This window comes from Salinicoccus sediminis (assembly GCF_000986795.1).
In the GTDB taxonomy this organism is placed as follows: domain Bacteria; phylum Bacillota; class Bacilli; order Staphylococcales; family Salinicoccaceae; genus Salinicoccus; species Salinicoccus sediminis.
The window spans coordinates 597,672-617,968 of sequence record NZ_LAYZ01000001.1; the positions used below are offsets into that span (position 1 = coordinate 597,672).

Annotated in this window: 18 protein-coding genes; 2 read left to right on the forward strand and 16 right to left on the reverse strand. The window is 49.4% G+C overall.

The window, feature by feature from the left end:
- The 5 genes from WN59_RS03035 to WN59_RS03055 are packed head-to-tail and all read right to left on the reverse strand — an operon-like array spanning window position 1 to window position 5,386.
- The gene (locus tag WN59_RS03035; RefSeq protein WP_046512337.1) at window positions 1–1,875 is read right to left on the reverse strand and encodes a DNA translocase FtsK; all 1,875 of its coding nucleotides are present in this window, start codon (window positions 1,873–1,875) and stop codon (window positions 1–3) included.
- Window positions 1,876–1,886: 11 nt separating this feature from the next.
- Window positions 1,887–2,477 carry a YtpR family tRNA-binding protein gene (gene ytpR, locus WN59_RS03040; protein ID WP_046512340.1) on the reverse strand — a complete coding sequence of 197 codons (591 nt, stop codon included), beginning with the start codon at window positions 2,475–2,477 and terminating at the stop codon, window positions 1,887–1,889.
- Entirely contained in the window at window positions 2,458–3,288 is an 831-nt protein-coding gene (locus WN59_RS03045) for a DUF1444 family protein (protein ID WP_046512343.1), read from the reverse strand. The genes ytpR and WN59_RS03045 overlap by 20 nt, the downstream gene beginning before the upstream one ends.
- 16 nt (window positions 3,289–3,304) lie before the next feature.
- The gene (locus WN59_RS03050; protein ID WP_046512346.1) at window positions 3,305–4,300 is read right to left on the reverse strand and encodes a PTS transporter subunit IIC; all 996 of its coding nucleotides are present in this window, start codon (window positions 4,298–4,300) and stop codon (window positions 3,305–3,307) included.
- Window positions 4,301–4,306: 6 nt separating this feature from the next.
- Window positions 4,307–5,386 (reverse strand): M42 family metallopeptidase, encoded by a 1,080-nt coding sequence (locus WN59_RS03055; protein WP_046512349.1) that lies wholly within the window; start codon window positions 5,384–5,386, stop codon window positions 4,307–4,309.
- A gap of 72 nt (window positions 5,387–5,458) precedes the next feature.
- On the opposite strand from WN59_RS03055, the gene WN59_RS03060 reads away from it, so the two are divergent.
- Window positions 5,459–5,755, forward strand: a complete 297-nt coding sequence (locus tag WN59_RS03060) for a hypothetical protein (protein WP_046512351.1) — start codon at window positions 5,459–5,461, stop codon at window positions 5,753–5,755.
- Here the strand turns inward: WN59_RS03060 and WN59_RS03065 are convergent.
- The 8 genes from WN59_RS03065 to WN59_RS03100 form a co-directional block, all read right to left on the reverse strand.
- Window positions 5,742–6,944, reverse strand: coding sequence for a MalY/PatB family protein (locus WN59_RS03065; RefSeq protein ID WP_046512354.1), 1,203 nt, complete (start codon window positions 6,942–6,944; stop codon window positions 5,742–5,744). The two genes, WN59_RS03060 and WN59_RS03065, sit on opposite strands and share 14 nt — an antisense overlap.
- 94 nt (window positions 6,945–7,038) lie before the next feature.
- Window positions 7,039–7,671 carry a tRNA (guanosine(46)-N7)-methyltransferase TrmB gene (gene trmB / locus WN59_RS03070; protein ID WP_046512357.1) on the reverse strand — a complete coding sequence of 211 codons (633 nt, stop codon included), beginning with the start codon at window positions 7,669–7,671 and terminating at the stop codon, window positions 7,039–7,041.
- A gap of 37 nt (window positions 7,672–7,708) precedes the next feature.
- On the reverse strand, window positions 7,709–8,500 hold the full coding sequence (locus tag WN59_RS03075; RefSeq protein ID WP_046512360.1) for a phosphotransferase family protein: 792 nt from the start codon (window positions 8,498–8,500) through the stop codon (window positions 7,709–7,711).
- 224 nt (window positions 8,501–8,724) lie between these two features.
- Complete coding sequence (gene dat / locus WN59_RS03080) at window positions 8,725–9,573, reverse strand: D-amino-acid transaminase (RefSeq protein WP_046512364.1); 849 nt, start codon at window positions 9,571–9,573, stop codon at window positions 8,725–8,727.
- A complete protein-coding gene (pepV, locus tag WN59_RS03085; protein ID WP_046512367.1) occupies window positions 9,563–10,984 on the reverse strand; it encodes a dipeptidase PepV in 1,422 nt (473 codons plus the stop codon). The genes dat and pepV overlap by 11 nt, the downstream gene beginning before the upstream one ends.
- Before the next feature lie 115 nt (window positions 10,985–11,099).
- The gene (locus WN59_RS13260) at window positions 11,100–11,801 is read right to left on the reverse strand and encodes a hypothetical protein (RefSeq protein WP_052747244.1); all 702 of its coding nucleotides are present in this window, start codon (window positions 11,799–11,801) and stop codon (window positions 11,100–11,102) included.
- 79 nt (window positions 11,802–11,880) lie between these two features.
- Window positions 11,881–12,570: a pseudouridine synthase gene (locus WN59_RS03095; RefSeq protein WP_046512370.1), complete on the reverse strand. Its 690-nt coding sequence runs from the start codon at window positions 12,568–12,570 to the stop codon at window positions 11,881–11,883.
- A gap of 1 nt (window position 12,571) precedes the next feature.
- Window positions 12,572–14,206, reverse strand: a complete 1,635-nt coding sequence (locus WN59_RS03100; protein WP_046512374.1) for a putative polysaccharide biosynthesis protein — start codon at window positions 14,204–14,206, stop codon at window positions 12,572–12,574.
- Between the two features lie 79 nt (window positions 14,207–14,285).
- On the opposite strand from WN59_RS03100, the gene WN59_RS03105 reads away from it, so the two are divergent.
- The gene (locus WN59_RS03105) at window positions 14,286–15,545 is read left to right on the forward strand and encodes a BaiN/RdsA family NAD(P)/FAD-dependent oxidoreductase (RefSeq protein WP_046512376.1); all 1,260 of its coding nucleotides are present in this window, start codon (window positions 14,286–14,288) and stop codon (window positions 15,543–15,545) included.
- 31 nt (window positions 15,546–15,576) lie between these two features.
- Here WN59_RS03105 and leuS read toward each other — a convergent pair whose 3' ends face one another.
- The 3 genes from leuS to WN59_RS03120 form a co-directional block, all read right to left on the reverse strand.
- A complete protein-coding gene (gene leuS / locus WN59_RS03110; RefSeq protein ID WP_046512381.1) occupies window positions 15,577–17,988 on the reverse strand; it encodes a leucine--tRNA ligase in 2,412 nt (803 codons plus the stop codon).
- Window positions 17,989–18,275: 287 nt separating this feature from the next.
- Entirely contained in the window at window positions 18,276–18,734 is a 459-nt protein-coding gene (locus tag WN59_RS03115) for a methylated-DNA--[protein]-cysteine S-methyltransferase (RefSeq protein ID WP_046512384.1), read from the reverse strand.
- A gap of 5 nt (window positions 18,735–18,739) precedes the next feature.
- Window positions 18,740–20,293, reverse strand: a complete 1,554-nt coding sequence (locus WN59_RS03120; RefSeq protein ID WP_046512387.1) for a hypothetical protein — start codon at window positions 20,291–20,293, stop codon at window positions 18,740–18,742.
- Between the last annotated feature and the right edge of the window lie 4 nt (window positions 20,294–20,297).

The window sequence follows — 20,297 nt, forward strand, 5'->3', positions numbered from 1 at the left end:
TCATCCTCCGATATGCTTCAGATGGGAGAAGACCCTTTGTTTTGAATCATGAGGCAGGACGGCACCATTCACACGGAGTGCTTTGTTCGATGTCGGAATCTGGATCAGCATATCATTGCCGTCCGTCAACGTCTCACTGCCTTCAATGATATTGGATTTTTCATCTCTGAATGAAATGCGGGTCTGCATCATCTGCAGCCATTCAAAACGGATTTTGACGTCCGTCCTTGTGTGTTTCATGATCAGATGAATACCCAGCGGTTTACCTTTTTTCAGCACCTGTACAATTGTCCTGACAGCATCCGGATTATTGCTTTCAAAGAGCTCGGAAAGATCATCGATGACAACTGCAATCACACTTTTACGCGCTTCATAGCTGACCCTTTGATTAAAGCTGTTCAGATTCCTGACATGCGCCCGCCTGAACTGATTATGCCTGTCATTGAGTTCCTTGAACAGACCGCTCAGTACATCCGGGTCCATTACGGATTTTTGAGGCTGGAACAGATGCGGCAGATTTTTGTAATCTTCATAATACGGTTTGTCTGATGCAATCAGAATTCTGAATTCATTCGGATTGTGGTTCATCATCAGTGAGATGAGTATATTATCGATGGCATTCGAAGAATCAATCTCATTATTGCCGTATACCAGTGTATGGCCCGCCTTTTGAAGTTCATAGCTGAAAATCTTATCATCGACAGTCTTTCCAACCACAAACTTGAAGTCATTTTTGCGCAGCTTGAGGCTGCTCGAGGAAAACACTTTGCTGAAAGGGATATGAATCGGGTCCTTCAGCGGGAATTCAATTCCTATATTACTCGTGCCGATGATCGGAGCAATGACTCTGAAGCTGTAAAATGGCAGATTCGGCCCAAGATGCTCCCTGAGCCGGGCGATATTGCTCAGTCTGAATGTACGGTCCAGCTTAATTCCGAAACGGCCTATTATTCCGTTTGTCTTATAGTCAAATATTTCCGCAGGAATGCCGATGGCTTCGAATGCTCCGACCACCTGCCCGGCAAGTGCTCCGTCTGCTTCGCCGTAATCGTCCGTCCGATCACTGCCGAGCATATGTATCGAAGGCATCGTATATTTCGGCCCCTGCCGCTTCGTTTCAATCTTACGGTTATTCAGCCGTTTTTTCTTATCATATGGTGTCATGATGACATTGTAAGGAGAAGCCGTTCCCCCAGTTGTTTTCTTCTCAGGAGTTTCTTGTACAGGCACGGCCTCTTCACTTTCAGCCGTCTCCTGTCCATGCCTGATCGTCGCAGGCTGTTTCCCCTTCAGATTATACGGATCATCATAGCGCGCCTTTTCGCGCGCTTCGCGCTGTCTGCGTTCCTCAAGGCGCTTCTGTTCCTTTTTGGCACGCAGAAGCCTTTCACGCTTCAATCCCTCTATGATGGGAGATGTATAGCCCTGTTCCCTGATTCCGTCATCTTTTTTATCGGCTTCGATATAGGAGATTTCCTTTCTGGAAAGTTCCTCCTTTTTTGTGCCGTGGATTGCAGAGATCAGAGGTGAAGCACCGGGCAGCGGTTTCTGCCTGATGGGACCACCGACGCCATCTTCATCAGGTTCTTCATGCTTCTTTGTCCCGTGGACTGCTGAGGGAATGTCCCTTGCTTTTGTAATTCTGAAACTGGAATCCTTCTTTTCCGGCTTTTTCGTCTCCTCAAAGAGAGTCCTTCTCTGTTCCTTTCTGATGAATGAATCTGAATCATTGCCATCATCCACGGTTTCACTCTGATGCGATTCCCCATCTTTCTTTTCATCATCAAGTTCCAAAGGGAACCGGAAGCGTTCCCTGTAGCTTTTTTCATCTTCGGCTTCTCTGTTGAACTGCCTTCTCCTTCTCGATCTATCCATATGAACCACCTTTACTTAACTTCAAACGGCTGAGCCACTTCATAACTGTCGTCCAGGACATAGATACCCTTTACGCCGTCATCTTCAAGATTCAATTCTTTTCTTGAACAAATCATGCCTGTTGATTCCACACCGCGCAGCGTGGAGGGTTTTATATACAGACCGTCCGGCATTACCGCACCCACTTTGGCCACTACGACGCGCTGTCCCGCATCAACATTCGGGGCGCCGCATACAATCTGAAGCACTTCATCCCCGACGTCCACTTTTGTCACATTCAGCTTGTCGGCATCCGGATGCTTAGTCTTCTCCAGCACTTTCCCCACTACAAATTTCGGTGATATATCAAAGTCTATACTATCCACGCCGTATTCTTCGAGAACTTTGTTGATCTCTCCGACAATATCCTCTGTGGGTTCGATATTCACCCCTTCATGCATGCTGATTTTCTTCGAAGCTTTGAAAATGTTCAGACCGATGGTCTCCATGCCCTCTTTTATGACGGTCAGGTCTTCATGAAATTCATAGGAAGGTGATTCCGCTTTTCTGATTGTCACAAGCAGTACATCTCCAACATGTTCATTATTGTATGTCAGTTTCATCATCATTACCTCTTTTATTATAATTCCTCTGTTTCCCCAGTATGAATACCGGTTCGAGCTTCTTCTCCCGGTAGGAGAAAGACAGGGAGGTGATCGGTGTAAGCCCTTCGGCAAAGTACTGCATCATCATCTGTGCCATGATATCGTAGCCGACGTTATTTTTGACGTCTGCAATGATCAGTACATCCTGATGGGGCAGTCCCACCATCATCTCGCCCTCGCATTTTTCATGCATTTCATCAAGGAACGCTTCGTTCAGGATGCGCGAGGCATCGTAACCGTCGTTATGGTTGACGAAATAAAAATCATTCTCCTGTATCGTATCCCTGCTGATTTCGATTTTCAGTTCCTTGAGATTGTTATCTGCAAGTGTACGTATATCCGCCTGCCTCATGCCGAGGGATGAGGCAAGCTCTTCATCGATCAGCCGATAGCTTTTTCTGAAATCTATGGCGTAGTATATATCGGTTTCGTTCGTGTGGCTGTCTTTTATGAAGTCCACACCGTTCTTCGTCTTATCGGGAAAACTCGTTGAACGGACTACAGGATAGATCACCGCCTGTTCGGGGTCGATCTTCTCTTCTTTCATACGTTCAAGCGTTTCATCTATATAGTATACAATTTCATCAGCAAAATTGCTGTCTTTCTTGAATTTATCCATCGCTTTGGATAATGAAACATTGATTCCTTTTTTATTATCCTGACGCTCGACTCTGAGCATCTCTTTTTCCCGGTCGAATGAGGTAATGAAGTCACTGCGTTTCTCACCCAATTTTTCAATCACTTTATCTTTCAGCTGGAAAATATTCATTGAATTGCCTCCACTTCTAATCTTTGGCGGACAGCCTCAGCACCTGGTCGCCATCTTTGATGAGTCCCGTCCTTCTCAGCAGAATATAGAATACCAAAGTCAGTACTGCCGGTAAAACGATATGGAACACAAGTATGGATATCCATACGTCAGCCGTTGCCCCCATCGTTTCCACCGCCATGATCTGCCCGACGAACCCGCTCGTTCCCATGCCTGCACCTGCCGCATTGTTTTCCATAGGGAAAAACACTGTCATGATGGGCGCAATGATTGCGCTCGACAGCACAGGAGGCAGTATGATGAACGGGTTCAGCAGTATATTCGGAATCTGGAGCATTGAAGTCCCCACACCGATCGAAATGAGACCTGAGGCTCCATTATCTTTATATCCTGTAACAGCCAGTCCGACCATGTGGCAGCAGCAGCCGACCACAGCTGCTCCGGCTGCCAGTCCGCTGATATCAAGCATTATGGCAAGAGCCGCACTTGATAATGGTGCTGTAAGTGTCACGCCGAATACCACTGCCACCAATATCCCCATTATAAACGGTCTCTGCTCTGTGGCAAACCCTATGAATTCGCCGATCCCGATCATGAAGTCTCCGATTGCGGGTCCAACGAATCTGGCGATGAGATAACCCGCGACAATTGTCAGAAACGGGGTCACGATGATGTCAATTTTCGTCCTTCCCGCATAAAGCCGGGCGATTTCTATCGCTGCGATGCTTGTGATATAACTTCCGGCCACACCACCCATGTCATACGCTGCGTAGCTTACAACCAGTGTGGAGAATATGACAAGCGGTCCTGCTTTCAGTCCATAGGCGATGGCAGCGCCGATTGCTGCACCGGTCAGAGCCATCGCCACCGCCCCGATCTCCCTGAGCCCCCCCAGATAAGGAATATAGGTGCCGGCCGTATCAATGATGAGGCCGATGATCAGCGAAGAAAACAACCCCAGGGCCATAAAAGCCATGCCGTCTATGAACCATCTGCGAAGTAAGCGTCTCATGTGTACCTACCGTCCTCTCAGCGCTTCCACTTTTTCAGAATCGATACCCCTGATCAATTCTGTCAGCATCTTTTTGGCATGCAGATAATCATTGTAATTGATGATGGAGTGGCTGGTGTGGATGTAACGGGCGCAGATGCCGACTACGGCACTTATGACACCTTCTCCCGAAATGTGGATGCTGCCTGCATCCGTACCGCCCGGCGACTGGTAATATTGATGTTTGATATCATTTCTTTCTGCAGTTTCAAGCAGATAGTCACGCATCGGTTTAGAGAGTATCATCGTTCTGTCCATGATCCGGATCAGCGTTCCTTCACCTATTTTACCAATGTCATCATCTTTTCCGGCCATGTCATTTGCAGGAGAACAGTCAACCACGAACGCAACGTCCGGATTCACCATGTTCGCGCTTGCTTTCGCCCCCCTCAGGCCGACTTCCTCCTGGACATTCGCTCCTATATACAGGTCACAATCCAGCTCAGCGTCTTTAAGGGTCTCAAGTGCCTCGATTGCAATCAGGCAGCCGTAGCGGTTGTCCCATGCTTTGGCAAGCAGCTTATCAGTCCCTTCAAGCACCTCGAAATCCACGTCCGGAACGACAGAATCGCCGGGGCGTATCCCCATCTCCTCCAGTTCCTCCATGGAGTCTGCGCCGACATCAAGCAGCATGTCCTTGATTTGTGTTTTGCCGTCTTTCTCCCCTTTCCTGAAGTGGACAGGCACACTGCCGATAATCCCCGTAATCTCCTTGTCCTCCCATGTCCGGATCTTGAATTTATGGCTGAGCATAACATCAGTCGACCATCCGCCGAGCGGTGTGAATTTGATCATACCGTTCTTGGTGAGCTGGGTGATCATGAAGCCCACCTCGTCCATATGTGCCGCCACCATCACCTTCGGTGCATTTTCCCTGCCGGATTTCTTTACGGCGAAAATACCGCCCAGTCCGTCAGTGATGATTTCATCGGCATATTTACCGAGTTCCGACCGCATATATGCCTGGACTTTGTCTTCAAATCCCGGAGCGCCGTGAAGTTCGGTCAATGTTTTCATTCTTTTTAAAGTGTTGTCGCCAAGTTTCATTATAATTCCCCTTTAAAAATTCTATTTTTGCCAGTCCCTGTGTTAAACTGATTCTGATGGGAGGATTCGTACATGTCAAAATACATTAAGATTCTAACAGCGATTTTCATCCTTACTGTACCGGTGCTCATATGGTTCAGAAAACATCAGCCGATACATCCCCAGAAAATCATCAGACAGCTGCACATACAGTTTGAGGACATCTCATTCATCTCAATAGACTACACGACCAGCACAAGGAAGCTCCTCGGGATGCACTGTGAGGTCTATACAGGCGTGCTGCATGTCAGGAAGGATGATGCCACAGAAAGGTATCAGTTCATCGCCGATGCCTTCACCGGAGAGATCATGGAGATCACTTCTTTGTAACTCCCATGATCTCTTCAAACGTTTCACGGATGCGGTCCAGACCGATGAGTACACGCTCCCTGCCGGTAGCCACGTTGAAACGGAAATGCCCGTTCTTTTTCACATCATATATTTTTCCCGGTGACACAGCAATTCCGCCGATTTCAACAAGTGCTTTGTGCACTGTATCATCATCCAGTCCGGATTTTTCAAAACTGATCCATGCAAGGTATGTCGCGTCCGGCTTTTTGAAAGTAAGCCATCCGGACATATGCTCCTCTATATAGTCCTCGATCAGCTGGAAATTCTCCTCCAGATGACTGTTCAGCGCATCCACCCATTCGCCGCATTCATTATATGCGGCTTCAATTGCCGTCAGAGCAAGTGAATTCGCAGCGCCCATCCCATATTTGGATCCGATGGTCTGATTCAGCTTTTTGCGGAAGGCTGCATCTCTCGAAATAAAATAGGAATGCGGGATGCTTGCCAGGTTGAACGTTTTACCCAGACCGGTTGTCACTAGGATCCTGTCCCCTTCTTCCATCAGTTCAACCATCGACACAAATGTACCCTTGGGTCTGACAAAGTCCATGTGGATCTCATCGCTGATCAGGAAAACATCGTTGGCCATGCAGATTTCACGGATTTTACGCAGTTCATCCTCCGTCCATACCTTCCCTGTCGGATTATGCGGGTTACAGTGGATGTAGACTTTTACATCATCCTTTTGGCACAATGTTTCAAAATGGTCGAAATCGAACGTGTAGCCATTGTCATCTTCTATGAATGGACAGTCCACAATTTTCCGCTCATTGCCCTCCAGCTGGCCGATGAAGGCATTGTAGCTTGGTGTCGTAAGGATTACCCCATCGCCTTTTTCGGAATGCTGTCTGACGACTTCTCCGATCGTGAAGAGCACAGATGGTGCATAAGAAATTTCCTCATCCCGGAGTTCAATACCGAAACGGGAATTCCACCAATGTTTTACCGCCCCGTAAAATCCCGGATTCTGCCATATTGTATAGCCGAAGATACGGTTATCTATCCTTTGTTTCATCGCATCGGCAATCGGCTCGGCTATTTCAATATCCATGTCTGCAATCCAGAAAGGTTCCAGGCCGCGTCTTCCAAACAGCGCATCAGTCCCCTCGTACTGGACACTGTATGTACCCTCTCTTGAGATATTTTTATTAAAATTGAACTTATCCAAAAAATCTCCTCCAAACATACTGAATGCTGCATATCATTTCTCTATCATTTTATCATTCATTACTGGATAATACACGGCATTAAAAAAAGCACCTTCAGAAAGATGCCTTTATCCTGTATATTAAATTTCCTTTTGCTGAAAATTTCTCTTCATATTCCGTCCTGATGTTACCCTCCGGCTCCGCCGCGTGTAGGTCCAGTATCACTTCATGGAAATCCATTCCGAACCGGTTCAGGCTGACAAGGCTGTACTCGAACAGCCCGCGGTTGTCAGTCTTGAAATGGAGTTCACCCCCGGGTTTCGCAATCTCTCTGTACTGGCGCAGGAAGGAACGGAAGGTCAGTCTTCGTTTCTCATGGCGTTTCTTCGGCCATGGATCAGAAAAGTTGAGGTATATACGGTCCACTTCACCTTCGCTGAAATACTCTTTGATCGCGTTTGCATCAAGAAGCACAAGCCGCACATTGGCAAGCTCCAGCTCCCGCACCTTTTCAAGCACACGGATCATCACATTCTTATCCAGCTCGATTCCCGCGTAATTTATATGCGGATTCCGCCTTGCAAGTTCGGTGATGAATGCCCCCATTCCTGTCCCGACTTCAATATGGAGCGGCTGCTTCGTTTCAAAGAATTCATCCATTCTGCCCGCGTATCTCGATTCAACATCAACGATATCATCATTCGACGACAGAAAGTCCATCGCCCATGGTTTGTTGCGCATTCTCATCGGCTATTCCCCACCTGAAAATAATTATACATATGATTTAAATAAAACGATTCCTATTAATAATCCTGTTGAGGAATATGATCCAGTCGTTCATATCTTTAAAACGTTTGTGATCCTCATACCATTGGATCATCGTAATTGCCTGTACCAGGGTATACCATTTCATGCGTTTGAGCAGATCGCGGTCGAGCGGTTTTCCGTAGTCCGCGAGCCACTCTCCCCATCTTTCACTGTCCACATAAGTATAAAGCAGCATGCCGAGATCTATGGCGGGATCTGCAATCATTGCACCTTCCCAGTCCACCAGAAAAAGCTCATCCTGATCGGACAGGAGCCAGTTGTTGTGGTTTACGTCCCCGTGACATACTGTGCAGAATTGTTCATCGATCTTCGGCATCTCATTCTCCAGATACTGGATGGCTGCACGAACAGTATGATGGGCATTCACTTTCGGTGAAAGCGATGACTGGATCTTGTTCAGTAGCAAGTCCGGCAGCATGGGCTTCATGCCCAGCTTTTTGAGCATTGTCAGAAGAGGTCCTGATGTATGGATCTTTTTCATCAATGATGCCACTCTCTCCGAACACATCTCATCACGGTTCAGCTCCCGGCCATTTTTCCAATGTTGTGCTGTCACTACCTCACCGGTCTCTATTCTTTTCGTCCAGACCAGCTTAGGTACGATACCTTCAGCTGACAACGCCGCAAGGAAAGGGCTGGCATTGCGTTTCAGGAACAGCTTCCTGCCATCCTGCTCCGCCTTGTAGGCTTCGCCGGATGCTCCACCAACGGGGTCGAGTGTCCAGCCGAGCTGATAGAAATGCTCCAAATTCTACACCTCTTTTCATCGTCAAAGAAAAAAGCGCTAAATACTTAACGAATAAGATAGCGCCAGTTTCTGTTCGTGTTATAAATTTTATAGGGTTTCATGGTTTATTTCAAGGACTATTATCACGTCCGGTTTTGACAACACGATGTCACGGACCGGCAAAACCATATGCTGTAAGCCTTCGGCCCCCCTGAAAATTAAAAGGGTAATATTTCAGGTTAACATTATTTAACCAGGTTTAATTTGTGAATGTTTGCATCAAACACTTCCTGGATACGTTTTGTTACCATTCCTCTTTGTCCGTTCCCGATAATTGTGTCATCCACCTTGACGACCGGTGTCACTTCCTGGGTGGTGCTCGTGATGATCACTTCCTCCGCATCCATCAGTTCTTCCACACTGAATCCGGCTTCCTCGACGGGGACATCCAGCTCTCCGGCAATCCTCAGCACTTCCTGCCGTGTGATCCCGTTCAGGATGAGGTTGTCTGCCGGATGGGTTTTCAGTATGCCATTCCTCACGATGAAGACATTTGTCGATGAACCTTCCGTCACCACACCATCCCTGTGCATCACTGTTTCATGGGCACCGGCTTTCACAGCCCGCTCCTTCTCCATGACATTTGCCAGCAGGTTCAGACTCTTCACATGACACTTGAGCCATCTGTAGTCTTCACTTGTGATGACGTGCACTCCATTCTCTGACTGGCTGTGCGGACGCCTGGCTTCATTGATGCAGGCCAGCACCACCGGCTTCACATCAACGGGATAGGCATGGTTCCGGTTCTGGATGCCCCTTGAAACCTGGATGTACAATGCCCCGTTCTCGATGGTGTTCCTTTCTTTCAGTTCCGTTACAATATCCAGCAGCTCAGTGCGCTCCATACCTTCGATCTCGATTTCCGACATGCTGTTCATAAGACGGTCCAGGTGACCCTCGAGCGTAAAGAACTCTCCGTCATAATACCTGATGACCTCATATACCCCGTCCCCGAAATAAAATGCGCGATCCTGGTACATGACTCTCAGCTCTTCATCATCCTTGAATTCACCATTATAAAAACTAATTTTCATCCATCTCACCCTTTATACAGATTCTGTGCAGCGCCTCAAGATATATTTCGGTGGCGAGCAGCAGTTCATCCACTTTCATACGTTCATTCTTCTGATGCATCGTATCCGCAGTATCCTTGAACATTGCGCCGAAGGCAACGCCTTTCTCCAGTGTTCTGGCGTATGTCCCGCCTCCGATCGTAAACGGTTCAGAATCATCATTAACATGGTTGCGGTAGGAATCAAGCAGCACCTTTACCAAAGGATCATGCTTATCTACATAATGTGGTTCCTGATGCGTTACATCTTCGATGATGAAACCATCCGGATAGATTGCTTTTTCAAGCTCTTCCACGCCCTTTTTGAAATCCAGTCCTTCGGGATATCTGAGGTTGATCCCGAAAATCCCGCCGTCGACCTCGGTATAATTGATCATGCCGGTATTGACCGTCGTATCCCCGAGCTCATCATGAGAGTGGGCCATGCCGAATTTTGCACCGTCAGCATTATCCATGATCCTTGATCCCGCAAAGTCCACAAAAGCAGTCGCATTATTGTCCAGGTCAAGCCCGCCCAGGAACTCAAGCAGGATGAAGCCGGCATTCACACCCGCCTCCGGGGTGGAGCCGTGGGCGCTCTGCCCTGTTATCGAAAGCTTCAGAAAGCCGTTGTCTATCTCATATTCCCCGTCAATATCATCGCGTCTCAAAAAGTCTTCGAAGGACTGTATCACTTCACTCATGTTCTGAAGCACTTTGAGTTTCGCCTCAGCAGCTTCTGGCACCATGTTGTACCTTTCACCCGAAATCAGTACTTTGAGCTCTATGTTGGGTTCTTCATCATCCAGGGACGTCTGCTTCTGGATGATATTGAATGTGGTGATCCCTTTCTCACCATGGATGAGAGGGAATGCCGCATCCGGTGCAAAGCCCGCATCCGGCATTTCCTCTGATTTGAAATAGGCATCAGTGCACTGCCAATCCGACTCTTCATCCGTACCGATGATCAGGCGGGTGCGGCATTTGAAATCCATTCCCTCGGCTGCCAGAATCTTCATTGCATAGTAGGCGGCCATCGTGGGTCCCTTGTCATCCTGCACACCCCTCGCTCTGATGATACCATCTTCGAGAACGGGCTTGAATGGACCAGTATCCCATCCGCTGCCGGGGGGCACAACATCGACATGTCCAAGGATGCCGAAAAGCTTTTCCCCCTGCCCGAGTTCCAGATGACCTGCCAGATTATCCACTTTCCTTCCGGTCATGCCGTCACGCTCTCCGAGGGAAATCATGTAATCCAGTGCCGCTTTCGGACCGTCACCGACAGGGGCATTCCTGCCTGCTTCCCCCCGCACACTCTCTATTTCAAGCAGGCCGAATAAATCTTTGATCAGATCATCCTTGTACCTGCTGACCAGACCTTTATAATCCATGAACTCTCCCCCAGTGCTTATGTAGCGTAATCTTATTTTTCAATGATATATAAAATCATGGGCAAAAACAAGGAAACAGCGAAATTAATCGCTGTTTCCACGTCTTTTAAAAAAGCTATTTTTTATTGCTCTGATCGCTGTCTTCATCTGTGACTACATGGATATTATGGTTGGGATCCTTCTCTCCCTCATCCTGGATGACTTCAGCATTTCCCGGCGCTTCCTTATTCAGACCGCCATGAGATACCGCGTCCTGAAGCTCTTCATCCGGATGGATGCCGCCTTCTGAAACCCACTCCTCATTCATCTGTTCAGTGGTCAGCTGGCCTTCCGAATCCATTCTGTCCGGCTTGGTGAAGTGGCCTTCACTGTCATCCACGCTGCTCGCGCCCTGGACAGCGGATATTTTACTGTTGTCATTGCCCTCTTCCGCGTAATCGTCCGCAGCTTCCCTGGAGTCTCCCTTTTCAGCATTCAGTTTTGATTTTGCTTTCTGCTGGGCTTCCTGGGCATAGGCTTTCGGATCCTGTTTGGCCTTTTCAACTTCGCTTTTCGCTTTTTCCTGCACATTCTGTGCATAGCCTTTGGGGTCATCCTTCACTTTCCCAAATTCTTTCTTTGCCTTTTCCTGGTACGGTGCAGTCTGTTCATTGAATTTGTCCTGTACATTCTGCGCATAGCCTTTGGGATCTTCTTTCACCTTGTTATATTCATTGACTACTGCGTCCCTGTTTTCTTTCTTTGATAATTGTTTCGCTGCAACTGCAAGACCAAGCATAGCTGCAACTTTCAATAAAGTTCCTGATTTTCTTGCCATGTTCAAAACACCTCTTGTATTTTATTTGTACTTTGACTAATCTATGATAGATATTTACCCGCTGGAGTATGCCTTAAACTTATTTTTTCATTTCAGCAATCTCTTTGTCCGTAAGCCTGCGCCAACTTCCTTCCTCGAGCTTCTCATCCAATGTGAGCGCTGCAAATCCGACACGCCTGAGACCGGTCACTCTGTTGTCCAGATAGCCGAACATCCTTTTGACCTGATGGAATTTCCCCTCGGTGATCGTCAACTTCACCCGCCTGTCGGATAATTTTTCCGCCTCGGCAGGTGCAGTCGTAAAATTCTTCAGCGGAATCCCCTCCCGGAGAACCATCAGATCTCGTTCCGATACACCCTTTTCTAGGTCTGCAATATATGTCTTGCCTATCTTTTTCTGGGGGCTGAGCAGTTCGTGGGCAAGCTGTCCGTCATCCGTGATGAACAGAAGGCCGGTGGTGTCTTTGTCCAGCCTTCCCACCGGGAACAGGTCTTTCTTCTGGGGATGGTCTATGATGTCCATCACCGTTGCTGTCCGACCCGCTTCAGTGGATGAAATGACACCGCCGGGTTTGTTGAGCATGATATAGATTCCCCGCTCCAGCATTACCGGCATACCGTCCATAAGGATCTCCTCTTCCCCGGTGACTTCGGCTTTTGCATCCTTCACCATCTGTCCGTCGACCGTCACTCCGCCTTTTTTCAGGGCCGCCTTCACCTCTCTGCGGCTGCCGGCCCCCGCGTTTGATAGATATTTGTCCAGTCGCATGTCAAAGCACCTTCAGTTTCTTCCTGATCTTGTCGGCCCTCGCCCCGAGTATTTCATCCGCCAGTCCCGACCTGAATGAAATGAACATATAGACGAGTGCACCGACCGGCACCGCCACCGCGAGGACAAGGACTGAATTCAGCTTCTGCCCGATATCAAGGTTCAATATGAAGACATAATAGATGATTTCGACAACGAGCAGCATCACCAGACTGTAGAGGCCGATTTCTGCAAGCGGCCGGAACAGAGGTCTGAAATGGAATTTACCATACTTCTTGATGATGATGAAGTTGATCAGCACGCCGATTGACAGCGCAATGCCGGTGCCCATCACTGCACCGACTGTCTGGAACTGCATAATCAGCGGAATGTTGATGGCCGCTTTTATCGCCAGCATGGCAAGCACGACATAGAGGGTCAGGTTCTGCCTGTCGATACCCTGCACAATGGAGCATGTGACAGAGAAGAGTGAAATGACCACACTGACCGGTGCATAGAACAGCAGTATCTTTATCCCCATCTCATTATAGCTGTAGAACGATGTATAAAGCGGTGCCGACAGGATCATCATTCCGACTGCTGCCGGTATCGCGAAGAACAGCAGCATGAGAATCATCAGTCTGATCTGATGGTGCACATCATCCATCTTGCCTTTATGGAAATTTTTCGTGATGAAAGGCAGAATCGTGATTGCAAATGCGGATGCAAATGCCGTCGGGATCATGACGAGTTTATGCGTCGTCAGGTTCAGCATGCCGAACCATGCATCATGATATTCTTCCGGCACACCGCCCATCGCAAGACCGTTGTTATGCGTCAGCTGATCGATGAACATCGTGAGCGGGATGCTGATGCCCACAATGATGAACGGGACACCGTAACGGATGATCTCAGAATACATCTCCCTGTATGAAAAATCATAGTCCGTCGTATCCGAATCGACCATCTTTTGGATATGCGGCTTCCTCTTCCTCCAGAAGTACCACAGTGTCGCAAGCGATCCGAGTCCCCCGATGAATGCTGCGAAGACAGCGATTTCGTTCGCCGTCTGTACGGTTCCGTCAACCATGTAGATGACGACAAACGAACCGCCGAGCAGGAAGAGTATGCGCAGAATCTGCTCGATTACAGAAGATGCACTCGTCGGGCCGAATGATTCGAAACCCTGGAATATGCCGCGCCATGTGGCCATGAACGGCACGATGATCACAGCTATGGCCACAACCCGGATGATACCGGTAATATCTTCTGTGCTCCACCTGTGTTCGCCTTCCCCTGAAGCGACCATCTGCATATCAGCGATGAACGGCGCCGCAAAGTAAAGTGCGATGAAAGCGATGAAACCTGAGGATATCATCACTATGAGACTTGAGCGGTACAGCTTCTGGCTGGTGGCATATGCCCCGAGGGCATTATACTTGGCCACATACTTTGAAACCGCCCCGGGCACACCTGCCGCCGCAACCGACAGCATGATGGTGTAAGGCGTGTACGCATATCCGTACAGAGCGAGATTTTCCTCGCCGCCCATGATGCTGTAGAATGGTATGAGATAGAGCATACCAAGTACTTTAGTGATTACGGTGGCAATCGTCAGCAGGAACGTGCCCCTCACTAATTTATTTGAATCAGACATTTAACATCCCTCTTACATTCAGAATAATATTCATTATAATCGAAAGCATATAAGTTTCAAACCAAAAGGAGAGCTCCCAATGTACCATACCATAGTAGTCGGCGCCGGTGTCAGCGGCCTGATGGCAGCAAACGCCGCTTCACAGAATGATCATAAAGTGCTGCTTATAGAGAAGAATAAAAACCCGGGCCGCAAACTGCTGATTTCCGGCGGCGGAAGGTGCAATGTCACCAACAGGCTCCCGTATGAGGAGATCATAAGACACATTCCCGGCAACGGCAAATTCCTGTACGGGCCATTCTCCACCTTCGACAACGAAAGCATCATCAGCTTCGTCGAGTCAGCCGGGGTCCCGCTCAAGGAGGAAGATCACGGCAGGATGTTCCCGGTCTCAGACAAAGCAAAGGATGTCCTCGGTGTGTTCACGGATGCCCTGGACCAGAACAATGTGGAAGTACGTTTCAATACTGCAGTCAGTGAACTGCTTGCCGAAGATGGCAGAGTCACCGGTGTCAGGCTGGCTGACGGAACTGAAATCCCAGCGGCAAACGTAATCATCACGACCGGCGGCAGGAGCGTGCCCCACACCGGTTCCACCGGCGACGGCCACAGATTCGCCCGCTCACTCGGTCACACTGTCACGGAGCTTTTCCCGACCGAGGTGCCGATCCTGTCCGGTGAACCGTTCATAAAGAATGGCGATTTGAAAGGACTCAGTCTGGATGATGTCGCACTGTCAGTCCTTAAAAAGAATGGAAAACCGCGGATCACGCATCAGATGGACATGATATTCACACATTTCGGAATCAGCGGTCCGGCAGCCCTCAGATGCAGCCAGTTCATATACAAAGAACAGAAATCACAGAAGAAAAAGGAAATAGGCATGGCAATAGATTTCTATCCCGGCCTGAGCTCCGGCGAACTGAAGGAGAAGCTCACCGGAGAGATTGCCGGGAACAAGGACAAATCCATCAAGAACATACTGAAAGGACAGCTCCAGGAACGGCTTGCGGTGTTCATGCTCAAATATCTGGACATCGACGGCGGAATCAGCGGACATCATATCAGTTCACGTGACTTCGAAACGATTATCAATTTCCTCAAAAACTTCACTTTCACCGTCAACGGCACACAATCCATAGAAAAGGCCTTCGTCACAGGCGGCGGGGTCAGCCTGAAGGAGATTACTCCCCGGACGATGGAAAGCCGGCTGATTGAAGGGCTCTATTTCGCCGGCGAAGTGCTCGATATCCACGGCTACACCGGAGGCTACAATATTACGGGCGCCCTCGTCACCGGATATGTCGCCGGCAACAGCGCAAACGGCCGGATAACCTAGTTATCCGGCCGTTTGTTCATGTGCACTATGATTAATTCGCCACTATGTTTACGAGTTTGCCAGGAACCACGATGACCTTTCTGATTGTCTTGTCGTGAATGACTTCCTGTACTTTGTCAGATTCGATTGCGATGCGCTCAAGATCCTCTTTCCCGGCATCAGTCGGCACATTCATCTTCTCCTTCACTTTGCCGTTGACCTGTATGACGATTTCGATTTCAGCCTCCACGACTTTGGATTCGTCGAATACCGGCCATGCTTCATACGTGATCGTTTCAGGGTTACCCAGCCTGTGCCAGAGTTCCTCTGCCAGATGCGGTGTTATCGGAGAGAGCATCTTGATGAAACCTTCGATATATCCACGGCCCAGACTGTCCTGCCTGTAGCATTCATTGATGAATACCATGAGCTGTGAAATTGCCGTGTTGAAGCCAAGTGCCTCATAGTCGTCCGTGACCTTCCTGATCGTTTCGTGGTATACCTTATCAAGTGCAGGTGTCTCCCCGTCCACGACAACCTCCCTCACGGAACCATCTTCATCGATGAGCAGGCGCCATACACGATCCAGGAACCGGCGTGCACCGTCGAGTCCGTTTTCACTCCAGGCAACGGAGGCATCAAGCGGCCCCATGAACATTTCATAGAGTCTCAGAGTATCCGCTCCGTGTGAATAGACGATATCGTCCGGATTGATGACATTCCCTTTCGATTTACTCATCTTTTCATTGCCTTCGCCGAGGATCATCCCCTGATTGTAGAGTTTCTGGAATGGCTCTTTCGTATGGACGACACCGATATCGTAAAGGACCTTGTGCCAGAATCTTGCATAGAGGAGATGAAGCACCGCATGCTCCGCACCACCGATGTAGAGATCCACCGGAAGCCAGTGTTCCAGCTTCTCCCTGGATGCCAGCTCCTCGGTATTATGCGGATCGATGTATCTCAGATAATACCAGCAGCTGCCCGCCCACTGGGGCATCGTATTCGTTTCCCTCCGGCCTTTCACACCATCCTCACGCGTCACATTGACCCACTCTTCATTGTTCGCAAGCGGTGATTCACCGGTGCCGGAAGGTTTGATCTGGTCCATGACAGGCAGAGTCAGCGGCAGTTCACTTTCATCCACCGTGCTCATCGTGCCGTCTTCCCAGTGGATGACAGGAATCGGCTCGCCCCAGTAGCGCTGGCGTGAGAACAGCCAGTCGCGTAGCTTGTAGGTCGTCTCTTTCTGGCCGAGGCCTTTCTCTTCCAGCATTTCGATTGCCCTGCTGATCGCCTCATCCTTTTCCAGCCCATTGAGTACTCCGGAATTGACATGTCTGCCTTCACCCGTATAGGCCTCTTTCTCAACATCCCCGCCTTCGACAACTTCCACGATCGGCAGATCGAACGTTTTGGCGAATTCATAGTCTCGCTCATCATGCGCCGGAACCGCCATGATGGCCCCGGAGCCGTATGACTGAAGCACATAGTCGGCAATCCATACAGGGATGTTTTCACCGGTGAACGGATTAATCGCATATGCGCCTGTGAAAGTGCCTGTTTTGACCTTCGCAAGGTCCGTACGCTCAAGGTCGCTCTTGCGGGCAGCCCGTTCCTGATAATCCTTCACGCTGTCCCTGTGCTCATCGGTCGTAATCCTGCCGATCAGTTCATGCTCAGGCGACAGCACGGCATATGTCGCACCGTACACGGTATCCGGCCGTGTGGTGAACACGCTGAATGACTCATCAGATCCGTCGATCTCAAACCTGATGTTGGCACCATCGGATTTACCGATCCAGTTGCGCTGCATATCCTTGAGTGATTCCGGCCAGTCCAGATCCTCGAGATCCTCGATCAGGCGGTCGGCGTATTCAGTGATCCTGAGTACCCACTGGCGCATCGGTTTCCTCACTACCGGATGCCCGCCGCGCTCGGACAGTCCGTCGATCACCTCTTCGTTAGCAAGCACAGTGCCAAGGGCCTCACACCAGTTGACCGGCACTTCGTCCACATAGGCAAGCCCTTTGTTGTACAGCTGTATGAAAATCCACTGTGTCCATTTGTAGTACTGCGGATCCGTCGTATTTATCTCGCGGTCCCAGTCATAGCTGAAACCGAGTTCCTTGATCTGGCGACGGAAGTTATTGATGTTCATCTGGTTGAATTCCGTGATGTCGTTGCCTGTATCGATCGCATACTGTTCTGCAGGCAGACCGAATGCATCCCAGCCCATTGGATGGAGTACATTATACCCCTGCATACGTTTCATGCGCGAGATGATATCTGTTGCCGTATATCCTTCCGGATGGCCCACATGGAGGCCGGCGCCCGACGGGTACGGAAACATGTCCAGCGCATAGAATTTCTTTTTGCCCAGTTCATCCTCCGTCCTGAAAGTCTTTTCTGTTTCCCAATGATGCTGCCATTTTTTCTCGATTTCCTTATGATCGAACGTCATAAAAATTCCTCCCCGTAAATAAAAAATCCCATGCCTGTATAAGGCATGGGACGATCGTATAATCTATACAACCGCGGTACCACCCGCATTCACTTTAAAGTGCAGCTTAATTTTTTATGAGATTAGGTTGACATCGGACGAGTTCACATGCATCCACTGCCGGCTTCCACCATACGCGGCTCTCTTGTAATGGAATGTATACTACTACTTCCGACACTTATAAATATAAGATATATTCTTAAAATTAGCAAGATGTATATTTCGGGACATGAAATGATTCCGACATGCTACCTTCTCTCCAGACCCAGCAGCTTCTCCTTCTTATCGAGCCCGCCCGTATAGCCTCCGAGTGATCCGTCATGGGCGATTACCCGGTGGCAGGGCACAATGATCGAAATCGGGTTTTTCCCGTTGGCATTCGCCACCGCGCGGGAATAGGTCGGCCCGCCGCAGTCCTCAGCCAGCGTCTTGTAGCTGATCGTTTCACCATACGGGATTTCATACAGCCGTTTCCACACTTTCTGCTGAAAAGGCGTCCCTCTACGGGACAGGTTGAGCGGGACATCAAACCGCTGCCTGTCACCGGCGAAGTACTCCCTCAGTTCCCTGACGCACTGGTCGAGGATTTCATTGGAGGCATTCCCTGCACTGTCTTCATCAGTGTAATCCACACCGACTATCGAGCCGTGTTCTTCAGCAATCTTCAAATATCCGACAGGAGTTTCCATAAAACGTTCATTGATCATCTAAATCAGTCCTTGTATATGATATTGAACCCTTTCTCATACCGTTTCCTGACAGCACGGAGAAACAGCATGGACGCTCCGGCTGAAACAGCGAGTACTGATAGCACGATTGCTATCAGTGAGTGATCGAGTCCGCCGTCCCCCCTCGCAAAAGAAACCGAAATGAAACCGGCGGCAATCAGCAGCACACCCATGATTACCGACAGTATGACATTGGTCGCCGTATCGAGCCTTTTGGCAGGGTTCTTCCTGCTCACCACCGGCTGCATGCTTCCGGCGAACATACCGGCCGGTATGACAGCAAGTGACACCAGGATGATAAACAGTGAGGAATAGAGGAACGCAGCCGTACTGACAGGCAGAAGCATCCAGGCGACGACAGCCGCCAGTAAATATACAGGTGTGATCGTCATTATGTTGAACAGATATTTTGCCTTCACAAGATCAGCCGGTTTCACCGGCATTATTTTCAGAAACTCAAAATGCGCTGCATCCCGCGCCGTATTATAGGCGCCTGCAAAAAGTGATATCACTATCGTGCCGGCGACAGATACCGCAATCATCCGTTCATCATGCATACTGCCGCCCCCTTCAATGGCGGCCGGATTGGTGTACATGATGAAAATCATGACACCCGGCAGGAGATACTGGGGCAGCAGCACCGCCCATTCCTTGAAGTCACGCAGAGTCATCCGCATATCCTTCTGCACGAGAGTCCTTACAGGCGACGCGGCATCAGCTGAAGCGTCCCTGTTCCGGCGTTTCACCGACTGCTCCCCCACCCATCCGGATTTGAAGGCGTGAACCACGAACGAACGGAGCAGAATCACGAGTACGGCGGCAAGTGCGGCTGAAACCACGATACCGGCGAGTCCGCCGGCGGGATTGAAGTTGTAGAGGAAACCGCTGTACAGGAATGATGCATCCGGCAGGCTCCCTGAAATATCCTGTACAGAAGAGCCGCCGACAAGGAGTACGCCATACACAAGCACGAATGAAATACCGCCCAGAAACGACAGGACTTCACTGACTTTATTCGCAGGGAGCACTTTCGTCACCGCAAAAACCAGACCGTAGGCAAGCGACATGGCGACGATGCTGAGCAAGAGGAAGTAGAATATATGGGTCACTGTCAGAAGCCACTGCCCTTCCCTCATTGAGAACAGCACGCCGGTAATGATGCCGAGCGCTCCCATGATCAGCGCCGTATTGATCAGCCACTGACGGATGAACTTAGCCGCAAAAAGGGCGGCCGGTGAAACCGGAAATGTCAGGTAGAGCTGTATGTTCCGGTCCATGAACATCTCTTTAATGATCGAATTCACCGCAAGCAGTGTCAGGAGCAGGACAGCCGCAAGCGACAGCAGGAGCATGAAACCGCCGAGGCCCTCCTCACCTGCCCCCAGTATTTTTAGGGAAAGCACCGACACGACGCTTGGCAGGATGAACAGTGCGATGACCGCAGCAAGCAGCCCGTAGACAACTTTTTTGGCATCACTGAGCGTTTTCATGTAGTTGATCATGGAACGCATCTCCACTCCCAGGATGAATCTGATCATAGGT

Bases quoted from the DNA above. Each gene is read 5' to 3' on its own strand.
- trmB (WP_046512357.1), bottom strand. From the start codon at position 7,671: ATGAGAATGCGCAACAAACCATGGGCGATGGACTTTCTGTCGTCGAAT.
- dat (WP_046512364.1), bottom strand. From the start codon at position 9,573: ATGAAAATTAGTTTTTATAATGGTGAATTCAAGGATGATGAAGAGCTG.
- WN59_RS03050 (WP_046512346.1), bottom strand. From the start codon at position 4,300: ATGAGACGCTTACTTCGCAGATGGTTCATAGACGGCATGGCTTTTATG.
- WN59_RS03060 (WP_046512351.1), top strand. From the start codon at position 5,459: ATGTCAAAATACATTAAGATTCTAACAGCGATTTTCATCCTTACTGTA.
- ytpR (WP_046512340.1), bottom strand. From the start codon at position 2,477: ATGAAACTGACATACAATAATGAACATGTTGGAGATGTACTGCTTGTG.
- pepV (WP_046512367.1), bottom strand. From the start codon at position 10,984: ATGGATTATAAAGGTCTGGTCAGCAGGTACAAGGATGATCTGATCAAA.
- WN59_RS03095 (WP_046512370.1), bottom strand. From the start codon at position 12,570: ATGCGACTGGACAAATATCTATCAAACGCGGGGGCCGGCAGCCGCAGA.
- WN59_RS13260 (WP_052747244.1), bottom strand. From the start codon at position 11,801: ATGGCAAGAAAATCAGGAACTTTATTGAAAGTTGCAGCTATGCTTGGT.
- WN59_RS03035 (WP_046512337.1), bottom strand. From the start codon at position 1,875: ATGGATAGATCGAGAAGGAGAAGGCAGTTCAACAGAGAAGCCGAAGAT.
- WN59_RS03105 (WP_046512376.1), top strand. From the start codon at position 14,286: ATGTACCATACCATAGTAGTCGGCGCCGGTGTCAGCGGCCTGATGGCA.
- leuS (WP_046512381.1), bottom strand. From the start codon at position 17,988: ATGACGTTCGATCATAAGGAAATCGAGAAAAAATGGCAGCATCATTGG.
- WN59_RS03055 (WP_046512349.1), bottom strand. From the start codon at position 5,386: ATGAAACTTGGCGACAACACTTTAAAAAGAATGAAAACATTGACCGAA.
- WN59_RS03115 (WP_046512384.1), bottom strand. From the start codon at position 18,734: ATGATCAATGAACGTTTTATGGAAACTCCTGTCGGATATTTGAAGATT.
- WN59_RS03120 (WP_046512387.1), bottom strand. From the start codon at position 20,293: ATGATCAGATTCATCCTGGGAGTGGAGATGCGTTCCATGATCAACTAC.
- WN59_RS03100 (WP_046512374.1), bottom strand. From the start codon at position 14,206: ATGTCTGATTCAAATAAATTAGTGAGGGGCACGTTCCTGCTGACGATT.
- WN59_RS03045 (WP_046512343.1), bottom strand. From the start codon at position 3,288: ATGAATATTTTCCAGCTGAAAGATAAAGTGATTGAAAAATTGGGTGAG.